General features: G+C 66.9%; 16 protein-coding genes and 2 tRNA genes. 4 read left to right on the top strand and 14 right to left on the bottom strand.

Going from position 1 to position 15,664, the window contains the following annotated elements; all coding sequences use genetic code 11:
- Position 1: 1 nt before the first annotated feature.
- Both ACSBP4_RS10180 and ACSBP4_RS10175 read right to left on the bottom strand, forming a co-directional pair.
- Positions 2-565: a DUF420 domain-containing protein gene (locus ACSBP4_RS10180; RefSeq protein ID WP_049966251.1), complete on the bottom strand. Its 564-nt coding sequence runs from the start codon at positions 563-565 to the stop codon at positions 2-4.
- A gap of 265 nt (positions 566-830) precedes the next feature.
- Positions 831-915, bottom strand: a tRNA-Leu gene (locus tag ACSBP4_RS10175).
- Between the two features lie 220 nt (positions 916-1,135).
- Here ACSBP4_RS10175 and ACSBP4_RS10170 point away from each other — a divergent pair.
- A complete protein-coding gene (locus tag ACSBP4_RS10170) occupies positions 1,136-1,864 on the top strand; it encodes a TVP38/TMEM64 family protein (RefSeq protein ID WP_435552137.1) in 729 nt (242 codons plus the stop codon).
- A gap of 108 nt (positions 1,865-1,972) precedes the next feature.
- Here the strand turns inward: ACSBP4_RS10170 and ACSBP4_RS10165 are convergent, their stop codons facing one another.
- The 3 genes from ACSBP4_RS10165 to ACSBP4_RS10155 all read right to left on the bottom strand — a co-directional run bounded on the left by ACSBP4_RS10165 (position 1,973) and on the right by ACSBP4_RS10155 (position 5,739).
- Positions 1,973-2,146 carry an HVO_2523 family zinc finger protein gene (locus tag ACSBP4_RS10165; RefSeq protein ID WP_373633394.1) on the bottom strand — a complete coding sequence of 58 codons (174 nt, stop codon included), beginning with the start codon at positions 2,144-2,146 and terminating at the stop codon, positions 1,973-1,975.
- A 109-nt stretch (positions 2,147-2,255) separates the two neighbouring features.
- Complete coding sequence (locus tag ACSBP4_RS10160) at positions 2,256-5,360, bottom strand: adenosylcobalamin-dependent ribonucleoside-diphosphate reductase (RefSeq protein WP_435552136.1); 3,105 nt, start codon at positions 5,358-5,360, stop codon at positions 2,256-2,258.
- A gap of 94 nt (positions 5,361-5,454) precedes the next feature.
- Positions 5,455-5,739 (bottom strand): hypothetical protein, encoded by a 285-nt coding sequence (locus ACSBP4_RS10155; protein WP_172704560.1) that lies wholly within the window; start codon positions 5,737-5,739, stop codon positions 5,455-5,457.
- 60 nt (positions 5,740-5,799) lie between these two features.
- Between ACSBP4_RS10155 and ACSBP4_RS10150 the strand changes: the two genes are divergently transcribed.
- The gene (locus ACSBP4_RS10150) at positions 5,800-5,991 is read left to right on the top strand and encodes a hypothetical protein (RefSeq protein ID WP_006649331.1); all 192 of its coding nucleotides are present in this window, start codon (positions 5,800-5,802) and stop codon (positions 5,989-5,991) included.
- 21 nt (positions 5,992-6,012) lie between these two features.
- Here ACSBP4_RS10150 and trpG read toward each other — a convergent pair whose 3' ends face one another.
- The 4 genes from trpG to trpD are packed head-to-tail and all read right to left on the bottom strand — an operon-like array spanning position 6,013 to position 10,017.
- Positions 6,013-6,660, bottom strand: a complete 648-nt coding sequence (gene trpG, locus ACSBP4_RS10145; protein WP_049966255.1) for an anthranilate synthase component II — start codon at positions 6,658-6,660, stop codon at positions 6,013-6,015.
- The gene (gene trpE, locus ACSBP4_RS10140) at positions 6,657-8,339 is read right to left on the bottom strand and encodes an anthranilate synthase component I (RefSeq protein ID WP_435552135.1); all 1,683 of its coding nucleotides are present in this window, start codon (positions 8,337-8,339) and stop codon (positions 6,657-6,659) included. Before trpE ends, trpG begins: the two co-directional genes overlap by 4 nt.
- A gap of 5 nt (positions 8,340-8,344) precedes the next feature.
- Positions 8,345-9,001 (bottom strand): phosphoribosylanthranilate isomerase, encoded by a 657-nt coding sequence (locus ACSBP4_RS10135; RefSeq protein WP_006649334.1) that lies wholly within the window; start codon positions 8,999-9,001, stop codon positions 8,345-8,347.
- Positions 8,998-10,017 carry an anthranilate phosphoribosyltransferase gene (trpD, locus tag ACSBP4_RS10130; RefSeq protein WP_373633399.1) on the bottom strand — a complete coding sequence of 340 codons (1,020 nt, stop codon included), beginning with the start codon at positions 10,015-10,017 and terminating at the stop codon, positions 8,998-9,000. The genes ACSBP4_RS10135 and trpD overlap by 4 nt, the downstream gene beginning before the upstream one ends.
- A 184-nt stretch (positions 10,018-10,201) precedes the next feature.
- Between trpD and ACSBP4_RS10125 the strand changes: the two genes are divergently transcribed.
- Positions 10,202-10,276, top strand: a tRNA-Val gene (locus tag ACSBP4_RS10125).
- A gap of 357 nt (positions 10,277-10,633) precedes the next feature.
- Here the strand turns inward: ACSBP4_RS10125 and ACSBP4_RS10120 are convergent.
- Positions 10,634-11,680, bottom strand: a complete 1,047-nt coding sequence (locus tag ACSBP4_RS10120) for a hypothetical protein (protein ID WP_435552134.1) — start codon at positions 11,678-11,680, stop codon at positions 10,634-10,636.
- An 86-nt stretch (positions 11,681-11,766) separates the two neighbouring features.
- Between ACSBP4_RS10120 and ACSBP4_RS10115 the strand changes: the two genes are divergently transcribed.
- Positions 11,767-12,675, top strand: a complete 909-nt coding sequence (locus tag ACSBP4_RS10115) for an AEC family transporter (RefSeq protein WP_049966259.1) — start codon at positions 11,767-11,769, stop codon at positions 12,673-12,675.
- A 47-nt stretch (positions 12,676-12,722) separates the two neighbouring features.
- Here the strand turns inward: ACSBP4_RS10115 and ACSBP4_RS10110 are convergent, their stop codons facing one another.
- The 4 genes from ACSBP4_RS10110 to ACSBP4_RS10095 form a co-directional block, all read right to left on the bottom strand.
- Positions 12,723-13,475: a hypothetical protein gene (locus ACSBP4_RS10110; protein ID WP_435552133.1), complete on the bottom strand. Its 753-nt coding sequence runs from the start codon at positions 13,473-13,475 to the stop codon at positions 12,723-12,725.
- A 90-nt stretch (positions 13,476-13,565) separates the two neighbouring features.
- Entirely contained in the window at positions 13,566-14,348 is a 783-nt protein-coding gene (locus tag ACSBP4_RS10105; RefSeq protein ID WP_435552132.1) for a YihY/virulence factor BrkB family protein, read from the bottom strand.
- A 109-nt stretch (positions 14,349-14,457) separates the two neighbouring features.
- Complete coding sequence (locus tag ACSBP4_RS10100) at positions 14,458-15,198, bottom strand: CAP domain-containing protein (RefSeq protein ID WP_435552131.1); 741 nt, start codon at positions 15,196-15,198, stop codon at positions 14,458-14,460.
- Between the two features lie 72 nt (positions 15,199-15,270).
- A complete protein-coding gene (locus tag ACSBP4_RS10095) occupies positions 15,271-15,597 on the bottom strand; it encodes a lycopene cyclase domain-containing protein (RefSeq protein ID WP_006179738.1) in 327 nt (108 codons plus the stop codon).
- Between the last annotated feature and the right edge of the window lie 67 nt (positions 15,598-15,664).

Below are 15,664 nucleotides of genomic sequence, written 5' to 3'. Positions count from 1 at the left end.
GTCAGTAGACCACGTGGAGTAACACGAAGACGACGATCCCCAGCGAGAACGAGACCAGCCACAGCGACGCCGCGACGCGGCCGATCCGGGCGTGGCTCGTCGCCGGGATCTCCGCGACCGGCCGCGAGGCCGCAAGCAGGAGGACGTAGTACAGCAGCGGGATACAGACGATCGCCAGCAGGATGTGAATCGCCAGCAGCGGCAGGTAGACGAACTGCTCGATCGTCGCCGGCCCCGGGAAGTCCGACGGTCCGCCCATCACCGTCAGTCGATAGAGATAGAGCGCGAGAAACGTCGCGAACAGCCCGAACGACGACAGCATCGCGACCCGATGCCGGCCGATCGCACCGCGGCGGATCGCCCGCCAGCCGACCGCGATCGTCCCGATCGCGACCGCACTGATCACGGCGTTGACCGCCGGAATCACATCGATGACCCACTCCGGGGCGGCGGGCACGCTCGAGGCAGGGATCCGGCCGCCGGCGGCCGCGAAGACCACCGCTAGCGACACGACGCTCAACACGCCGGTGAGCAGGCGCACGCGCTCTCGAGGGACGTATTCCATGTGCGATCGTTCGAGCGAAGCGGGAAAGCGGTTACCTTCCGCGACAGCCACGACGGCGTTTGACACCGAACCCGGTATCGAACGCTGTCATCGAGCCGAGTAGAACCGCTCATAGCGCTGTCGCCGCTCTCCTCGAGAACACGTCACATCGGCTCCGTACTGCTGTCGCTCGTCGGTGTAGCGTCGGAAAGAATTATGCGTGGGTGATGTCCACGAAGGGAAATCACCTGCATCGGTTTGGGGTGGAGCTCAGCCACCTGTGCGATGCGTGGGACCGGATTCGAACCGGCGGACCCCTACGGGACAGCGCCCTCAACGCTGCGCCGTTGGCCTGGCTTGGCTACCCACGCTCGCGGTCTCTGTCTGCACTCAATGGTATCCAGTGTGATTATAAAAGCCCTTTCCTTTGGATCGGCGACTGCGGCCGGATCACACGCGGACGACGGTCCCGCGTGACAGGTTCGCGGACTACTCCCCGACCGAGACGCCACGGTCGCGAACACGTGCGGCAGTTCCCGTCGCGCCCCACGAGACACAAAGGTTTCAACGCTCGAGCGAAATCTCAGATCGATGCAGTCGGGACGAACACGTGCGCTCGCAGGTGCTGTCGTGGCCAGCGGCATGGTCGCAGCGGGTCTGCTCGTCTCGCCGTCGACGGCAATCGGGGCCGTCGACTCGCTCGCCGCCGATCCGCTTTCCTTCGGCCTCGTCGTCGCCGGGCTCTATCTCGTGCGGCCCCTGCTCGCGTGGCCGACCACGCCGCTCGCGGCCGTCGTCGGCTACGGGTACGGTGTCGCCGTCGGCGTTCCGGTCGCACTCGCAGGCGTCGTCGTCACCGTCCTGCCGATCTTTGTCGCCGTCGGCTGGCTCGCTGGCGACGAGTCGACCGAGGATGTTACCACGGCGTCGAACGGGTGGGATGAGGGCGGACTCCTCGAACGCGCCGGCGACGCCGTCGGTCGTTACTACGAGACCGCGGGTCCGCTTCGGGGCGTCGTCGCCTCGCGGCTGGCCCCGATCCCGTCGGACGTGGCGACGTGTGCCGCGGCGGTCAGCGACGTTTCGCTCCGGTGGTTTCTCGTCGGGACGGCGGTCGGCGAACTCCCATGGACGATCGCTGCGGTCGTCGTCGGGGCCTCCGCGGCGACGGCGACGGCGGGCGGGATCGGCGACGCCGGGCTAGCAGTTTCGCTGGCCGGCCTTCTCGCGGCCTGTCTCTTGCTCGCCGGGCCCGCCTACCGCACGCTCCGGTCGCGAGACCCGCTCCGAACGGGAAACGGCCAGTCGACGGACAACTGAACGAACAGCCCACCGCTGCTCGTCGCTACTCGCTCTCGAGCAGCGACTCGCTCATCGCCGGGAGTTGCGTCTCGAGTCGGGCGTTCGGCTCGATATAACGAGAACGGCTCAGCGGAAGGGGTCGCTACAGTCGATGATGACCCCGTGTTGGGGGCAGACGTACTTGCAGTGGCGCTTGTACATCGGGGCTTCGCAGTGGGGACACCGCGGCGCGCCGGTACCGTCGCTCGAGGCCGCCGTCTCCCTACCACCGGCGGAGCCGTCCCCAGCGTCGGCAGTCATACGACGCCGTTCGCGCCGGCCGGTGCTAAGTGTGGTGTTTGCGGTGACGCTCCCGTCCGCTGTCCCGAAAAAACGACCGCGAAAACGGAACCGAACCCTCAGTTAGCGCTCAGCACTCGCTCCAGCCACAGGACTCGCAGGTCTTGCAGCCTTCGGAGAAGTACAGCGACATCGAACCGCAGTCGGGACACTCCGGCGACTCGCCGGCCTCGATGAGGTCCTGGGTCGTGTCGTCGGCGTCCGCGGACGCGGCGGCCGCCCCGCCGTCGGTCTTCGGCCCGTCGTAGACCTCGGCGTCGGCCGACTCCTCGAGGGTCTGCTGTTTCGGATACGGCTTGTCGATCTCACCCTCGAGGTACCGGCGCATCGCGGTGCCGATGGCGTCCGGAATGGACTGAATCTGTTCGCCCTTGTCCCAGGCGACTTTCGGCGACCGGGTCCCACAGAGTTCGTCGACGATCTCCTCGGGGTCGACACCGGAGCGCAGCGAGGTCGAGATGACCTTCGCCAGCGCCTCGGTGAAGGAGTTGGTGAAGCCACCCGAATGGCCGATGTTGGCGAACAGCTCGAACGGCTGACCGGTCTCGGGATCCTCGTTGATCGTCACGTAGATCTTCCCGTAGCCGGTGTCGATGCGCTGGCTGACACCCTGCAGGGCGTCGGGCCGCTCGCGCTTCTCGGTGAAGTCGACCTGGACGGGCTCGCCGTCCTCGTCGAGGAGTCCGCCGACGTCCGCCTCGAGGACGTCCTGGACTTCCTCGCTCTCGAGGAACGCCGTTAGGCCGCCGAAGATCTCGTCGATCTGCTCGACGAGGGCCTGTGCGGCCTCGGTCTCGTCGGCGAAGTCGGCGTTGTCGGCGCGGGTGGTCAACACCTGCTTGCTGCGGGTGCCGTCGCGGTAGTAGGTGACGCCCTTGCCGCCGTGTTCGTAGATGTACTCGAACACGTCCTTGGCGTCCTCGAGCGTGGAGTCGTTTGGCGCGTTGACCGTCTTCGAGATCGCGGAGTCGACGCCTTCCTGACAGGCGACCTGGACGCCGGCGTGTTCCTTCGCCGAGAGGTCGCCGGTCGTGACGAACAGTTCGCCGATGGCGTCGGGCACCGTCGAGAGTCCCTCGACCCCGTCGAACTGGTTGGTGGCCATCTGCTCTTTGGCCTCTTCTTTGACCGCGTCGACGTCGATGTCGTTGTCCTCGAGAACGCGGAGGAAGTAATCGTCGAACTCGACCAACATCTCGTCGCCCTGGACGTCGTCGGAGACGTTCTTGTAGTAGGCGACGTTGTAGATCGGCTCACAGCCGCCGGTGGTGTTGCCGACCATCGAGGTCGTGCCGGTCGGTGCGATGGTCGTTGTGTTGTGGTTCCGGATGGCGAAGCCGTCTTCCCAGTCGTCGGCGTCGAGGCCGGTCTGCTTCTCGAACCACTCGCGGTACTCGGTCGGGTTCGCGTACTTCGAGTTGTCCCACTCGTCGAAGCTGCCCCGTTCTTCGGCGAGTTCGTGGGAGGTCCACTTCGAGGTATGGTTAATGTGGCGCATCAGCTGGCGCGCGACCTCGTTGGAGGTTTCGCTGCCGTACTCCATGCCGAGCTGGATGTACAGCTGTGCCAGGCCCATGATGCCCAGGCCGATCTTGCGCATCTCCCGGACCTTCTGCTCGATCTTCTCGACCGGGAAGTCGCTCATCGTGACGACGTTCTCGAGGAACCGGGTGCCCATCTCGATGCGGCGGTCGAACTCCTCGAAGTCGATCGCCTCCGCGAGGAAGGCATCGACGGCCTCGGCTCGCGACTCGTACTCGTCGCCGTGGTCGTCGTACCAGACGCGCCAGTCGGGGGCCTCCAGATCGGCGAGCGTCGAGAGGTTGATGTGCCCGAGGTTACAGGCCTCGTACTCCTCTAAGGGCTGCTCGCCGCAGGGGTTGGTCGCGAGGATGCGGTGGTCGGGGTGTTTCTCGACGTCGAAGGAGTGCTGTTTGTTGATCCGCTCGAGGTAGACGACGCCGGGTTCGCCGTTCTCGTGGGCACCCTCGACGATGTCGTCCCAGAGTTCTTCGGCCGGGATCGACAGCTCTTCGCCGACCTCGACGTGGTCGCCGAGGCCGAACATCTCGTAGAGTTCCTTCGTCTCGGCCGTGGCGATGTGGGGTTCGCCTGTTCGGGGGTTGGTGAACGTGAACTCCTCGCCGTTCTTGACGGCGTCCATGAAGTCGTCGGTGATGCCGACGGAGATGTTGAAGTTCGAGAGGTGGCCCTCGACCGCGTTCCGGAGGTGCTTGGGGACCCGCCCGTCGTCGTCGATGAGTTCGCGGGCCTCCTCCAAGGCGTCCTGGAAGGAGGTGTGCGTGTAGTCGTCGGGGTCGTTCAGCCGCAGCGTCTCGGCCAGCGAGACGTCCTTGTTCTTGGCGTGGATGAACTGGATGACGTCCGGGTGAGAGACGCGCATGACGCCCATCTGTGCGCCGCGGCGAGCGCCGCCCTGGGCGATCGTCTCGCACATCTGGTCGTAGGTGCGCATGAACGTGATCGGGCCGCTGGCGATGCCGCCGGTCGAGCCGACTGCGTCGCCGTAGGGCCGGAGCCGCCAGAAGGCATAGCCCATCCCGCCGCCGCTCTGGAAGACCTGTGCGGCCTCCTTGGCGGTCTGGTGGATATCGTCGATGTCGTCCGCGGGGGAGTCGACGAAACACGCCGAGAGCTGCTGGAGTTCGTCACCGGCGTTCATCAGGGTCGGCGAGTTCGGCATGAAATCGAGGTTCTCCATCATGCCCTGGAACTCCTCGGCAATCGACTCGACGTGGTCGCGGATCTCGTCGGGGAGTTCGGGGACGACGGTGTCGTAGGCGAACTTGTTGACGTTGTAGATAGACAGCGTGGCTTCGGCATCGTCCTCGGCGGTGGTGCCCGCGCCGAACACGTCCGCGGCGAGTTCGTCCCGTCGCGGGTGGTCGGGCTTGAGCTGGTCGGGCGTAACCGTAATCTCAGTATCGCGGTTTTCGGCTTCGTAGACGGCCTCGGCCAGCGCGATGTTCTTGCCGACGCGGTCGAAGAGATCCTCCTGGGCCTCGATGAGGTTGCCGTCGGCGTTCTTGCGGAGATAGCGGGCCGGCAGAATGTCGTGATAGGCGTTGTCGGTCAACCGCTCCTCGAGGGTTTCCCCCTCGGTGCGCTTGATCGGGAGCGTCAACTCTTCCGCGGAGAGCTCGGCGTCGCTCATGCGCGCGTCACCTCGTCGCTACCTCGCTGCAGTACGTCGATCGTGGCGTGGGTCCGGGTCCTGACTTGCATCATTCGTGACGAAGGTTCGGTATTCATCCATCCATCATAAAACGTGGTGTTGTAGTCCTACCGTTCTTGTAGTAATACAAATTAGGTTGTATAGATGTCTCTGTCACCTTGTCGTGTTCGGTCAGCAGGCGACCGGTGAAACGGCCGCTGCCGTGGTCGCTCGAACCTACGTGGCCGACCGTCTTAACCATTTTCAGACCGGACTGAAAGTGACTGTCTGCGACGTGATCACGGTTCCCTCCGGTGGTTTTCTCTTTCATGGCCTCACAGTCCGACGCGCCGAACGATCGCTCGAGCGAGTCAGTCATCGGCGACTGGCAGTCACGACTTCCAGAAAGATTACGTCCCTCCAGTGCGGGGGGTCGTACATGATCGAAGCACTGACTTCGGGACCGACGATCCTCCTGGTCCTGGCGGCGCTTGCCGCATTCGCCGTCGCCGTCGTCGCGATCAAGATCGCAATCAAACTGGCCGTCCGTATCGGCATCGTCGCCGCCGTCGTGCTGGCGGCGCTGTACGCCACCGGCTTCACCGACCTGGGCTTCCTCCCGTTCTTCTGAGACGCCCCCTTTTCGCCGCCCTCACTCCTTCGCGAACGCGAGGAAGTTCTCGATCACGTCGTGCCCGACGGCCGTGAGGACGCTCTCGGGGTGGAACTGCACGCACTCGAGGGGGTATTCCGCATGGCGCACGCCCATAACGAGCGTCTCCGAGCCGTGTTCCGCGGTCGCCGTCACGTCGAGACAGTCCGGCACGTCGGTCGCGACCAGCGAGTGGTACCTGCCCGCACGGAATCCCTGCTCTAAGCCCGCAAAGACGCCCTCACCATCGTGGTCGACCGCGGAGGCCTTGCCGTGGATCGGCTCCGGCGCGCGGCCGACGCTGCCGCCGTACTCGTAGACGGCGGCCTCGAGGCCGAGACAGACCCCCAGGGTCGGTACCTCGGGGCTGATCTCCCGGAGGACGTCCATCGTGACGCCCACGTCGCGGTCGTTCTTCGGATGCCCGGGGCCGGGGCTGATGACGATCGCATCGGGGTCGACCGCGCGGACGTCCGCGAGCGACGCGGTGTTTTTCAGAACTGCGGTCTCGGTGCCGGCCTGCTGGCTGACGTACTCGACGAGGTTGTAGGTGAATGAGTCGTAGTTGTCGACGAACAGCACCGTCAGCGGCTCCGTCTCGCCGTCGCGGCCCGCCGCGTCGCGGTCGTCCGCCGCCGTCGCGCTCATCGGCTCACCTCCGGCGTCGCGTCGGGTTCGCCGTCCGACGGCTGCTCCGCGGCTGGGAGTTCGATCTCTTCGAGGGCCGCGAGGACGCCCCCCATCTTCTGTTCGGTCTCCTCGTACTCGGCGGCGGGGTCGCTGTCGGCGACCAGTCCCGCGCCCGCCTGCACGGTGATTCGATCCTGCTCGTCCTCGGTTTCCACGGTCGCCGTCCGAATCACGATCGCGAAGTCCGCGTCGCCGGACCACGAGTAGTAGCCGACGCCGCCGCCGTAGAGCCCGCGGGGCTCGGACTCGAGGTCGTCGATGATCTCCATCGCGCGGACCTTCGGCGCGCCCGACAGCGTCCCGGCGGGGAACGAGGCCCGCGTCGCGTCGAACGCGTCCGAGTCCGCGGCGAGCCGGCCGGTCACCGTCGACTCGATGTGCTGGACGTGGCTGTACTTGAGGACGTTCATGAACTCGTCGACCCGGACCGAGCCCGGTTCCGAGACGCGGCGCACGTCGTTGCGCGCGAGGTCGACCAGCATCGTGTGTTCGGCGCGTTCCTTGCCGTCGGCCAGCATCTCCCCCGCGAGCCGGCGGTCCTCGACGGGGCTCGAGCCCCGGTCGCAGGTGCCGGCGATGGGGTTCGACATGACCTCGCGACCGCGCACCGAGAGCAGGGTCTCGGGACTGGCCCCGACGACGGTCAGATCGTCGTGGTCGAGCAGATACATGTACGGCGAGGGGTTGACCTCGCGCATCGCCTCGTAGAAGCCGAGCGGATCGATGTCACCGTAGAGTTCCCGCGTGCGGGAGATCACGCCCTGATAGATGTCGCCGTCGAGGACGTGTTCCTTGGCCGCACGGACGCTGTCCTCGTAGGTGGCTTTCGGCCCGGCGTTCTCCTCGTCGCGGACGAAGCCGCCGGTCTCGGGCGGTTCGGCCGCACACAGCGTCGCCGCCACCTCGGCGGCTTCCGCGACGAGCGCGTCGTAGACCGCGTCGGGGTCGTCGTCGGCCTCGAGAACGGGCGTACAGACCAGCGAGATCGTCCCGTCGCGCTCGTCGAAGGTCAGGGTCTTCGTCGTCAGGAGGAACTGCGCGTCGGGAAACCGCGAATCGGGCCGCTCGTAGCCGACTTCCTCGAGCCAGAGGTCGTAGACGGCCTCGTAGGCTAGGAAGCCGACCAGCCCGCCCTCGAGATGCTGGCGGTCGTGATCGGGCACGTTCTCGAGGCGAACGTCGGGCATCGCGGCCCGGAGCGCGTCGACGGTGTCGCCCTCGGCATCGGTGTCGATGGTATCGAGCGGTGCCTCGTCGGTCAGGGCCTCCACGGTCGCCTCGCCGGATTCGACCGTCACGACGGCCTCGGGGTCGTAGCCGACGTAGGAGTAGCGCGCGTGGCGCTCGGCGTCGGCGGAACTCGGCCGGAACGCACCGTCGGGATCGCTCGAGGCGGTCTTCCCCGCGCTCTCGAGGAGGAAGGCGTAGGGTGAGCGTTCCCGGTCGCTCGCCTCGGAGCGGCCGGTGAGCGCGGCGTAGGCCGCGAGCGGCGTCGTCTCGCCCTCGAGGGTCGCGACGGTCCGGACGACGGCCGGTCGGTCGTCCCGGTCGGCACTCGAGCCGGCGTATTCACAGAACGCCTCCCGATCGAGATCGAACGAGAACCGGTCGGTGGGGGTGGGTTTGGGATCGGGCATGGGAGTCACGCGTCGGGCTCCGCCCGCTTGCGGGCGGTCTTGGCTCGGTCGACGAACGAGCGAACGGCCTCGTGGTCCTTGACCCCGCCACGCTCCTCGACGCCGCTGGCGACGTCGACGGCGAAGGGCGCGACGGTCCGGACCGCGTCACCGACGTTCTCGGGGGTGAGCCCCCCGGCGAGGATCAGTGGCGACTCGAGGTCGGCCGTGGCGGTGTGGGTCCGGTCCCAGTCGTGGGTGCGGCCGGTCCCACCGCCGCCCTCGGCGCTGCCCGTGTCGACGAGCAGTCCGTCGACGATCTCGTCGTAGGTCTCGGCGGTCGCGGCGTCGTCGGCATCGACCGCGAGCAGCAGTTCCGCCTCGAGGTTCGCGCGCAGGTACGCGAGGTCGCCGGGTCGGATGTCACTGTGGATCTGGATCGCGTCGGGCTCGATCTCCTCGACCAGTTCGATCGCGTCCGCCGGCCCGTCGGGCATCGTCACGAGGACGCTCGTGACGAACGGCGGGGTCGCCGCCGCCAGCGCCGTCGCCCGCTCGATCGAGACCTCACGGGGCGTGTCGACCGAGACGTCACAGATGATGCCGACCGCGTCCGCGCCCGCGTCGATCGCCGCCTCGAGGTCGGTCTCATCAGTCAGGCCGCAGATCTTGACCCGGGTCATCGGTCCCCGGTCGGCTGGGCCGTGACGCCGCGTAACTGGTCGAGTTTCTCGGCGGCCGCGCCCGACTCGATGGCCTCGCGGGCCGCGTCCGCGCCGGCCTCGAGCGAGTCGGCCTCGCCGGCGACGTAGATCGCCGCGCCCGCGTTCGCGAGGATGACGTCGCGTTTCGCGCCGGTCACGTCGCCCTCGACGATCCCACGCATGTCCGCGGCGTTTTCCTCGGGCGAGCCGCCCGAAATGTCCGCGATGTCGTGTTCAGTGAGGCCGAGATCGGCCGGCTCGAGGGTGTACTCCTCGACCGACTCGCCGTCGACCTCTGCGACTCGGGTCTCGCCGTGGATCCCGATCTCGTCGGTGCCCGCGCCGTGGACGACCAGCGCGCGCTCGACGTCCATTCGAGCCAGGGCGTCCGCGAGGACCGGAACGAGGTCGGGGTCGTAGACGCCGACGACCTGTGCGTCCGCGCCTGCGGGGTTGGTCAGCGGCCCGAGGACGTTGAAGATCGTCCGCATCCCCAGTTCCTTGCGTGGACCGATGACGGCCTTCATCGCCGGGTGGAAGACCGGCGCGAGCATGAACCCGATACCGTCCTCCTCGATGGCTTCTTCGACGGCCGGGGGCTCGGCCTCGACGTCGACGCCGACTTCCTCCAGGACGTCCGCGCTGCCCGACGAGGAGGAGACGGAGTAGTTGCCGTGCTTGGCGACCGGAACCCCGGCCCCGCCGGCGACGATCGCGCTCGTCGTCGAGACGTTGATCGTGTCGTAGTCGTCCCCGCCGGTGCCACAGGTATCGACCAGCGGCGCCCGGTCCGGCGAGATCGTTCGGGCCGCATCACGCATCCCCTCCGCGAAGCCGGCGATCTCGGCTTCGGTCTCGCCTTTCGCTCGCAGCGCAGCCAGCAGCGCGCCGATCTGTGCCTCCGTCGCGTCCTCGAAAACGGCCGTCGAGGCCGCTCGAGCGTCCGCTTGCGTGAGATCCTGCCCGTCCGTGACTCGTTCGACGTAGTCCTGCATAGTGAACACCAATGTACGTAGTTGTCTTGTAATGCCCAAATCAGTACATCGACTTAAGCGTGTCGCCCGGCCGCGTGCGGACGAGTCGCGTACGGCGGTCGATTCGAAACCTTCAATTAGTGTGCCCGGCAACGATTGAGTGCAGCGGACGTGGCGACGCAGGCCACGGACGAAGGTCGAACCAGGGTTGGTGGTCTAGTCTGGTTACGACACCTCCTTGACATGGAGGAGGCCGGCAGTTCAAATCTGCTCCAACCCATTTTTTCGAGCGACAAATCGTGAGGAACTGAGCGACGAGCGCGTCGCTCGAACGATTGTTACGGGCAGATTGAACGAGGCGAGCCGCAGCGCCCGAACGTAGTGAGGGCGACCGTCTCGACGTGGTTCAAATCCGCTCTACCCCACTTCTACGGCTCGAGCGCTGGTTGCGACCGAACTCGAGATCACGTCGAGGTAGTCGTCCGCGATTTCGACTGGCGGGACCCGCCGCTCGAGGCGTCGTTCTCGAGAAGCAGTTGATTTCGAAGAGCCGACCCCTAGACGGGCGATCCCGTCGGAAGTCCGCGTCTTCCGTCGGGCAGAATCGCCATCGAAGGCGTCGCTTTCGTCGCGGTGCTTACTCGCCGTCGTTCCAGGTCGCCGAGTTCCAGGTCGCCGAGGCGGTCACCCGACCGTCGCTGACGTCGACCGAACGCTCGTCCGCGGAGGCGCCGAGCGACTCCTCGAGCGCGCTCGCGTCCGCGTCGCCGAGAACGGCGGCGAACTCGCCGGAACCGCCGCCGTCGCCGTCGAACGACAGCGTGCTGACCCCGCCCTCGAGTCCCTCGAGTTCGGTGTATTCCACGTCCGAGAACATCCCGTCACCGCTGGTACCGCTGTCGCCGCTGGGGTTGGTCTCGAACTCGTCACCGTAGCCCCCGTATGCGACGGTACCATGACCGGCAGCCGAGAGGAACCACTCGACGTCCGCGACCGCTTCGGTCGCCCGTTCGGCGTCGCCCGCGGCGGCCTCGATCGGCGTCTTGACCGCGGCGACGGGATCGGCGATCTCGTTGCCGCTGACGAAGACGATCGCGCCCTCGCCGACGGCGATCGCGTCGGAACTCCCGTCGGCGGGGGTATAGATGTCGTAATCGTCGATCCCATCAGTTCGCTCGTACTGCCTCGCGAACGCGGACTCGGGTTCGGCGGTGAGGATATCGGCCACTTCGTCGGTGTCGATATCGCCGGGCAGGACGACCGCCTGATTCGTCACGAGCGTCGCGTTGGCGCTCGACTCGAGCGATTCCACGTCCTCGGAGTCGGTCGCCTCGAGGACCCCGGTGAGCCCGTACGAACTGAGACCGAACCCGATGGCGAACCCCGCCGCGATCGTTCCGGCCATCGGCAGTCCCATCATCGGGTCGTTCTGATACGTCTCGTCCAGTTCGTCGTTCTGGCTCTCGTCGTCGCTTTCGGAGTCCTCGAAGTCCGACCAGTCGATGTAGATGAACCCGACCGCGCCCTCGTCGTCGGTGGTGAGCCACTGCGCGTACGTCGGCGGTGAGTCCTCGCCGTCTTCGTTCCCGTTGCCGCTCTCGTCGCCGGAACCGAGACAGCCGGCGGCACCCGCTGCCATCGAAACACCCGTGAGCTTCAACACGTCACGGCGATTTACAGTCATGATCGTATACCAGTCCCGTTATCTATTATAAAACCCCGTTGAACCGGATCGAACGGTACAAACCACGGAACCGACTGGGACGGGGTATGGAGGTCGTCGGTCGGCTGTTAGCACTGCTCGTCGTCCTGGTGGGCGGCGCGGGCATCCGAGCGATCGGCGTCCTCGACGACCGCCGGACCGCGCTGTTGAACGACCTCGCCTACTACGTCGCGCTCCCGGCACTGATTTTCGTTTCGACGTTCGATCGCTCGATCGCCACGTTGCTCTCGCCGGCGCTGCTCGGCGGGCTCTTGCTCGTCGTCTTCGGAACCGCGGGGGTCGCCTGGGTCGTCCACTGGCATCGGGACTCGAGCGCGCGCCGAAGCGTCGCGATCGTGCAGTCGTATCACTCCAACCTGGGCTATCTGGGATTGCCGCTGGTCGCCGCGACGTTCGATCCGACGGTCACGGCGATCGCGAGCGTGGTACTCGGCGTCGTCTCACTGACTCAGGTCCCGCTGACAGTCGTCATCCTTTCGACACTTAACGCGGCCGGCGCGACGGTTACCGGCGAACTGCGGCGACTCGCGACGAACCCCGTCCTCGTGACGCTGCTTGCCGGATTGACGATCGGTTCGCTCGGGCTCGGGGTGCCGTCACCTGTCGCCGTCGGTCTCGACGCCGTCGGGTCGCTGGCGCTGCCCGTCGCGTTGCTCTGTGTTGGCGCATCGCTGGACATCGACCGGTCCTCGATCGACGCGGCCACGACCGCGGCCGTCGTCGCCTGCAAGGTCGTGGTGATGCCGGCCCTCGCGTGGCTCGTCTTCTCCGCGCTGGCCGTCGACACCGCGACGTTTATCGCCAGCGTCGTGATGCTCGGCACGCCGACGGCCGTCTCGACGTTCGTCTTCGCGAGCGAACTCGGCGGCGACCCGGAGTTCGCGTCGCTGAACGTCTTCGTCACGACGCTGTCCTCGATCGCGACGCTGTTCGTCCTCATTACACTGGTCGGCTGAGTGACTGCGGGCGCTCCTTCGAGCAAGGATCACAAGCTGACGCCGCGTTACGGCGAAAAGAAGCGTTTGAGCCGCCCGAGCAGACCGGGGGTGTCGTCGGACGCGTCGTCGCTTCCGTCGCCGTTTCCGTCGCGATCGACCGAGCCGGCGAGTGGGCCGGCGTCGTCGGGCCAGTCGTCGTCCGCCGACCCCGACGCGGCCGTCGTCTCGAGGTCGTCCATCGAGAGATCGACATCGTCGATCTCGGGGGTCGATTCGCGGCCTTCGCCGGCCTCGGCCGCGCGGACGTCCGCGCCGGTCACATCGCCCGCCTCGACGCGGGCCGCGAGGTCCTCGAGGTCGGTGTCGTCCGGGATCGAAGCGGCAGCGTCGTCGATCGACGTCGGCTCCGTCTCAGTGGCGTCCGCGGACGTGCTGTCGCGACCCTCGCCCGCACTCGGCTCCGGGGTCGGTTCGGCGGCCGTGGAGTCGGCCGGAGCGGTGTCCGTTCGCGCCGACGACTGCTCGTCGTCGCCGTCGTCGGTCACGGGATCGGTTGTCGGAACGTCGTCCTCGTCGAACGCAGCCGTCACGGACTCGCTGGTCGCCGTGTCGTCGGCCTCGTCGCTCGAGCCGGCGTTCCCATCGCTCGAGTCGGGATCCGACCGGGTCGAATCCAGCGACTCGAGGATGTCGTCGACGCTTTCCTCGGAGACGACCCGCTGGGGACCGCCGCCGGGCTCTAAGGCGTCGTCCGAGTCGGCGTCGGCCGCGTCCGTCTCGTCGGCCGTGGAGGGACCGGATTGTCGCTCGTCGCTCATGGTGGTGGCTGTCGCTGCCGACGACATAATCCTTCCCCTGTCGGTGGTCGAACGGCGGGTCCGTAGCTGTGTCCGGACGGCGGGGGCGAATCACTCCGCGAGCGCCGGGTTCGCCCGGACGACGTTGAGGACGGCCCCGATCAGAATGATGATGCCCGCGAAGTAGAGCCAGGTAACAAACAACAACACGGCACCGAGTGCCCCGTAGGCCTCGTACTGGGCGGCGTTGGCCGCGTACAGCTGGAACCCGAACTGGAGGATGGTCCACCCGACGGCGGCGAAGACCACGCCCGGCAGGATCTCGGCCACGTCGACGGGGATCGGCGGCAGGACGTAGTAGATCGGCAAGAAGACGAGGATGAGCCCGGCAAGCAGGATGAGCCAGCCGAGGAAGTCGGCTAACGGCACGGTACCGGTGACGAGCCTGAGCGCTGCCCCGATCCCGATCATCAGCGCGATCGCGCCCGCGCCCGCGACGAGTACCGTGAGTCCGTCGACGAGTTGCCCGACGAGGCTCTCCTCGGCGACCTCGTCGTAGACCTTGTCGAACGCGAGGCTCAGCCCTCGAAAGACCTTGAGCGCACCCCAGGCGGCGACGACGAGCGCGACGGCGGTCGCCTCGGCCCGTCCCGATTCGGTCGTCAGGGCTTCGGTAACGAGGTCTTCGCCCGACGCCGGGAGGAAGTCCCCGGCGACAGTGATCAGCCGCTCGGCGGCCGCCTCGCCGCCCAGCAGCGAGCCGACGACGAGTGCGAGCAGGACCAGCGGGATCAGCGACACGAACGCGTAGTAAGCGAAACCGGCCGCGAGAAAGGTTAGATCGCGGTCGCTCGCCGTGCGATAGATCGTTGTGACCGTCTCCGGAAGCTCCATACAGTTCGTACGACGGTCAGGACTATGAACGTGTAAATCGTTCGCAGTTCCTGTCGTCCGGTATCGGGGAGAGCGGCAGCCGCCGACCGACTCGTTCCCGTGGCGATGCTTACCACTCGCGACAGAAGTTCTGGCCGGCGTAGACTGCGCCGTCCTCGTCGATGTAGACGCCGACCCCCGCCCGATCCCACGTTGGCGTCTCGCCCTCCTCGAGGATCGCCCGCCGGTGATCGGTGGAGTTCATCCACTGATCGACCAGACCGATCGCGAGGGTCTCGGCCGTTTCGTAGCGAACGACCCCGCCGGACGGTCGTTCGACGCGTCGATCGACCCAGGTCATGGCGATGTTCTCGCCGTAGGCCCGACAGTAGTCGTCGACGTCTCTGAAGCGGTCGTACGGCCCCTCGCCGTCGGGGTTCGTATGTGCGAAGTAGTCCCGCTGGCCCATGTCGCGAGTGTGTGCGCGAGCCACCGACGCGGCGGTCCCGTCCCACTCGAGGGGCTCGAGGCCGTGTTCGGCCCGCCGCTCGTTGATCTCGGCGTGGACGAAGTCCTCGACGGTCGGCGAGGTGATCGTCTCGACGTCGGTTTCGTACCGGGTCGTTCCCGGGTCGTCGGGATCCGTTACCGGCGGATTGCGTTCGCCGGCCGGCGGCGGCTCGGAACTGGGCGCGGGCCCCTCGCCGAGGCCGAGCCCGTCGGTCACCTGCGGGGCGAACACGGCGGTTCCGACAGCGAGGGAGACGACGAGCGCGATCGCGACGAGGAGACTCAGGAGTCCCCGAAGCAGTGCCCGGTCGCACCGCCGGGCGCGGTCGTGTCCCGTTCCGTCGGACCGGCTCCCATCCATCGGATCGACCGTCGACTCGCCGGTACAAGAGCGTCGGGACGGACTACAGCGAGTGAGAGCGGTAGGGACCGATTACGGGTCCGTGACCGCGACCCCGTCCGCCCCGTCGCCGAAGATCGTCTCGTGCATGCCGATCACGAGACCGGGGACGACCGCCATGAACAGGTGTTCCTCGAGCGGGATGCCAGCGACGTCGATCCCAGTCCGGAGTTTGATATCGAAGACGCCGACGGCGAGGGTATACCGGTCCCAGACGTAGGCGATGGGGTACAGCGCGAGGATGGTCACGCCGGCCTTCCGAACGGCGTTTGCACGACGCAACAGGAGCGCGGCGACGATCCCCCAGACGAGTTCGGTCACGAGGTAGGTGTAGCGTCCGAAGACGCTGATGTCGAACATCGACGGCCATTCAACGGCCAGTATAAAAACACCCGGGCTGGATCCACCCGGATAAAACGGGCAGTAT

The sequence above is a fragment of the Natrinema sp. CGMCC1.2065 genome (genome assembly GCF_051225675.1).
Lineage (GTDB): Archaea > Halobacteriota > Halobacteria > Halobacteriales > Natrialbaceae > Natrinema > Natrinema thermotolerans.
The sequence above is the reverse complement of the archived record's forward strand: the minus strand, read 5'-3'. Positions and strand labels throughout refer to the sequence as shown.

Excerpts from the sequence above, each read along its gene's own strand:
- ACSBP4_RS10180 (WP_049966251.1), bottom strand. The coding sequence starts at position 565 with ATGGAATACGTCCCTCGAGAGCGCGTGCGCCTGCTCACCGGCGTGTTG.
- ACSBP4_RS10170 (WP_435552137.1), top strand. The coding sequence starts at position 1,136 with ATGCAGTCGGGACGAACACGTGCGCTCGCAGGTGCTGTCGTGGCCAGC.
- ACSBP4_RS10165 (WP_373633394.1), bottom strand. The coding sequence starts at position 2,146 with ATGACTGCCGACGCTGGGGACGGCTCCGCCGGTGGTAGGGAGACGGCG.
- ACSBP4_RS10160 (WP_435552136.1), bottom strand. The coding sequence starts at position 5,360 with ATGAGCGACGCCGAGCTCTCCGCGGAAGAGTTGACGCTCCCGATCAAG.
- ACSBP4_RS10155 (WP_172704560.1), bottom strand. The coding sequence starts at position 5,739 with ATGACTGACTCGCTCGAGCGATCGTTCGGCGCGTCGGACTGTGAGGCC.
- ACSBP4_RS10150 (WP_006649331.1), top strand. The coding sequence starts at position 5,800 with ATGATCGAAGCACTGACTTCGGGACCGACGATCCTCCTGGTCCTGGCG.
- trpG (WP_049966255.1), bottom strand. The coding sequence starts at position 6,660 with ATGAGCGCGACGGCGGCGGACGACCGCGACGCGGCGGGCCGCGACGGC.
- trpE (WP_435552135.1), bottom strand. The coding sequence starts at position 8,339 with ATGCCCGATCCCAAACCCACCCCCACCGACCGGTTCTCGTTCGATCTC.
- ACSBP4_RS10135 (WP_006649334.1), bottom strand. The coding sequence starts at position 9,001 with ATGACCCGGGTCAAGATCTGCGGCCTGACTGATGAGACCGACCTCGAG.
- trpD (WP_373633399.1), bottom strand. The coding sequence starts at position 10,017 with ATGCAGGACTACGTCGAACGAGTCACGGACGGGCAGGATCTCACGCAA.
- ACSBP4_RS10120 (WP_435552134.1), bottom strand. The coding sequence starts at position 11,680 with ATGACTGTAAATCGCCGTGACGTGTTGAAGCTCACGGGTGTTTCGATG.
- ACSBP4_RS10115 (WP_049966259.1), top strand. The coding sequence starts at position 11,767 with ATGGAGGTCGTCGGTCGGCTGTTAGCACTGCTCGTCGTCCTGGTGGGC.
- ACSBP4_RS10110 (WP_435552133.1), bottom strand. The coding sequence starts at position 13,475 with ATGAGCGACGAGCGACAATCCGGTCCCTCCACGGCCGACGAGACGGAC.
- ACSBP4_RS10105 (WP_435552132.1), bottom strand. The coding sequence starts at position 14,348 with ATGGAGCTTCCGGAGACGGTCACAACGATCTATCGCACGGCGAGCGAC.
- ACSBP4_RS10100 (WP_435552131.1), bottom strand. The coding sequence starts at position 15,198 with ATGGATGGGAGCCGGTCCGACGGAACGGGACACGACCGCGCCCGGCGG.
- ACSBP4_RS10095 (WP_006179738.1), bottom strand. The coding sequence starts at position 15,597 with ATGTTCGACATCAGCGTCTTCGGACGCTACACCTACCTCGTGACCGAA.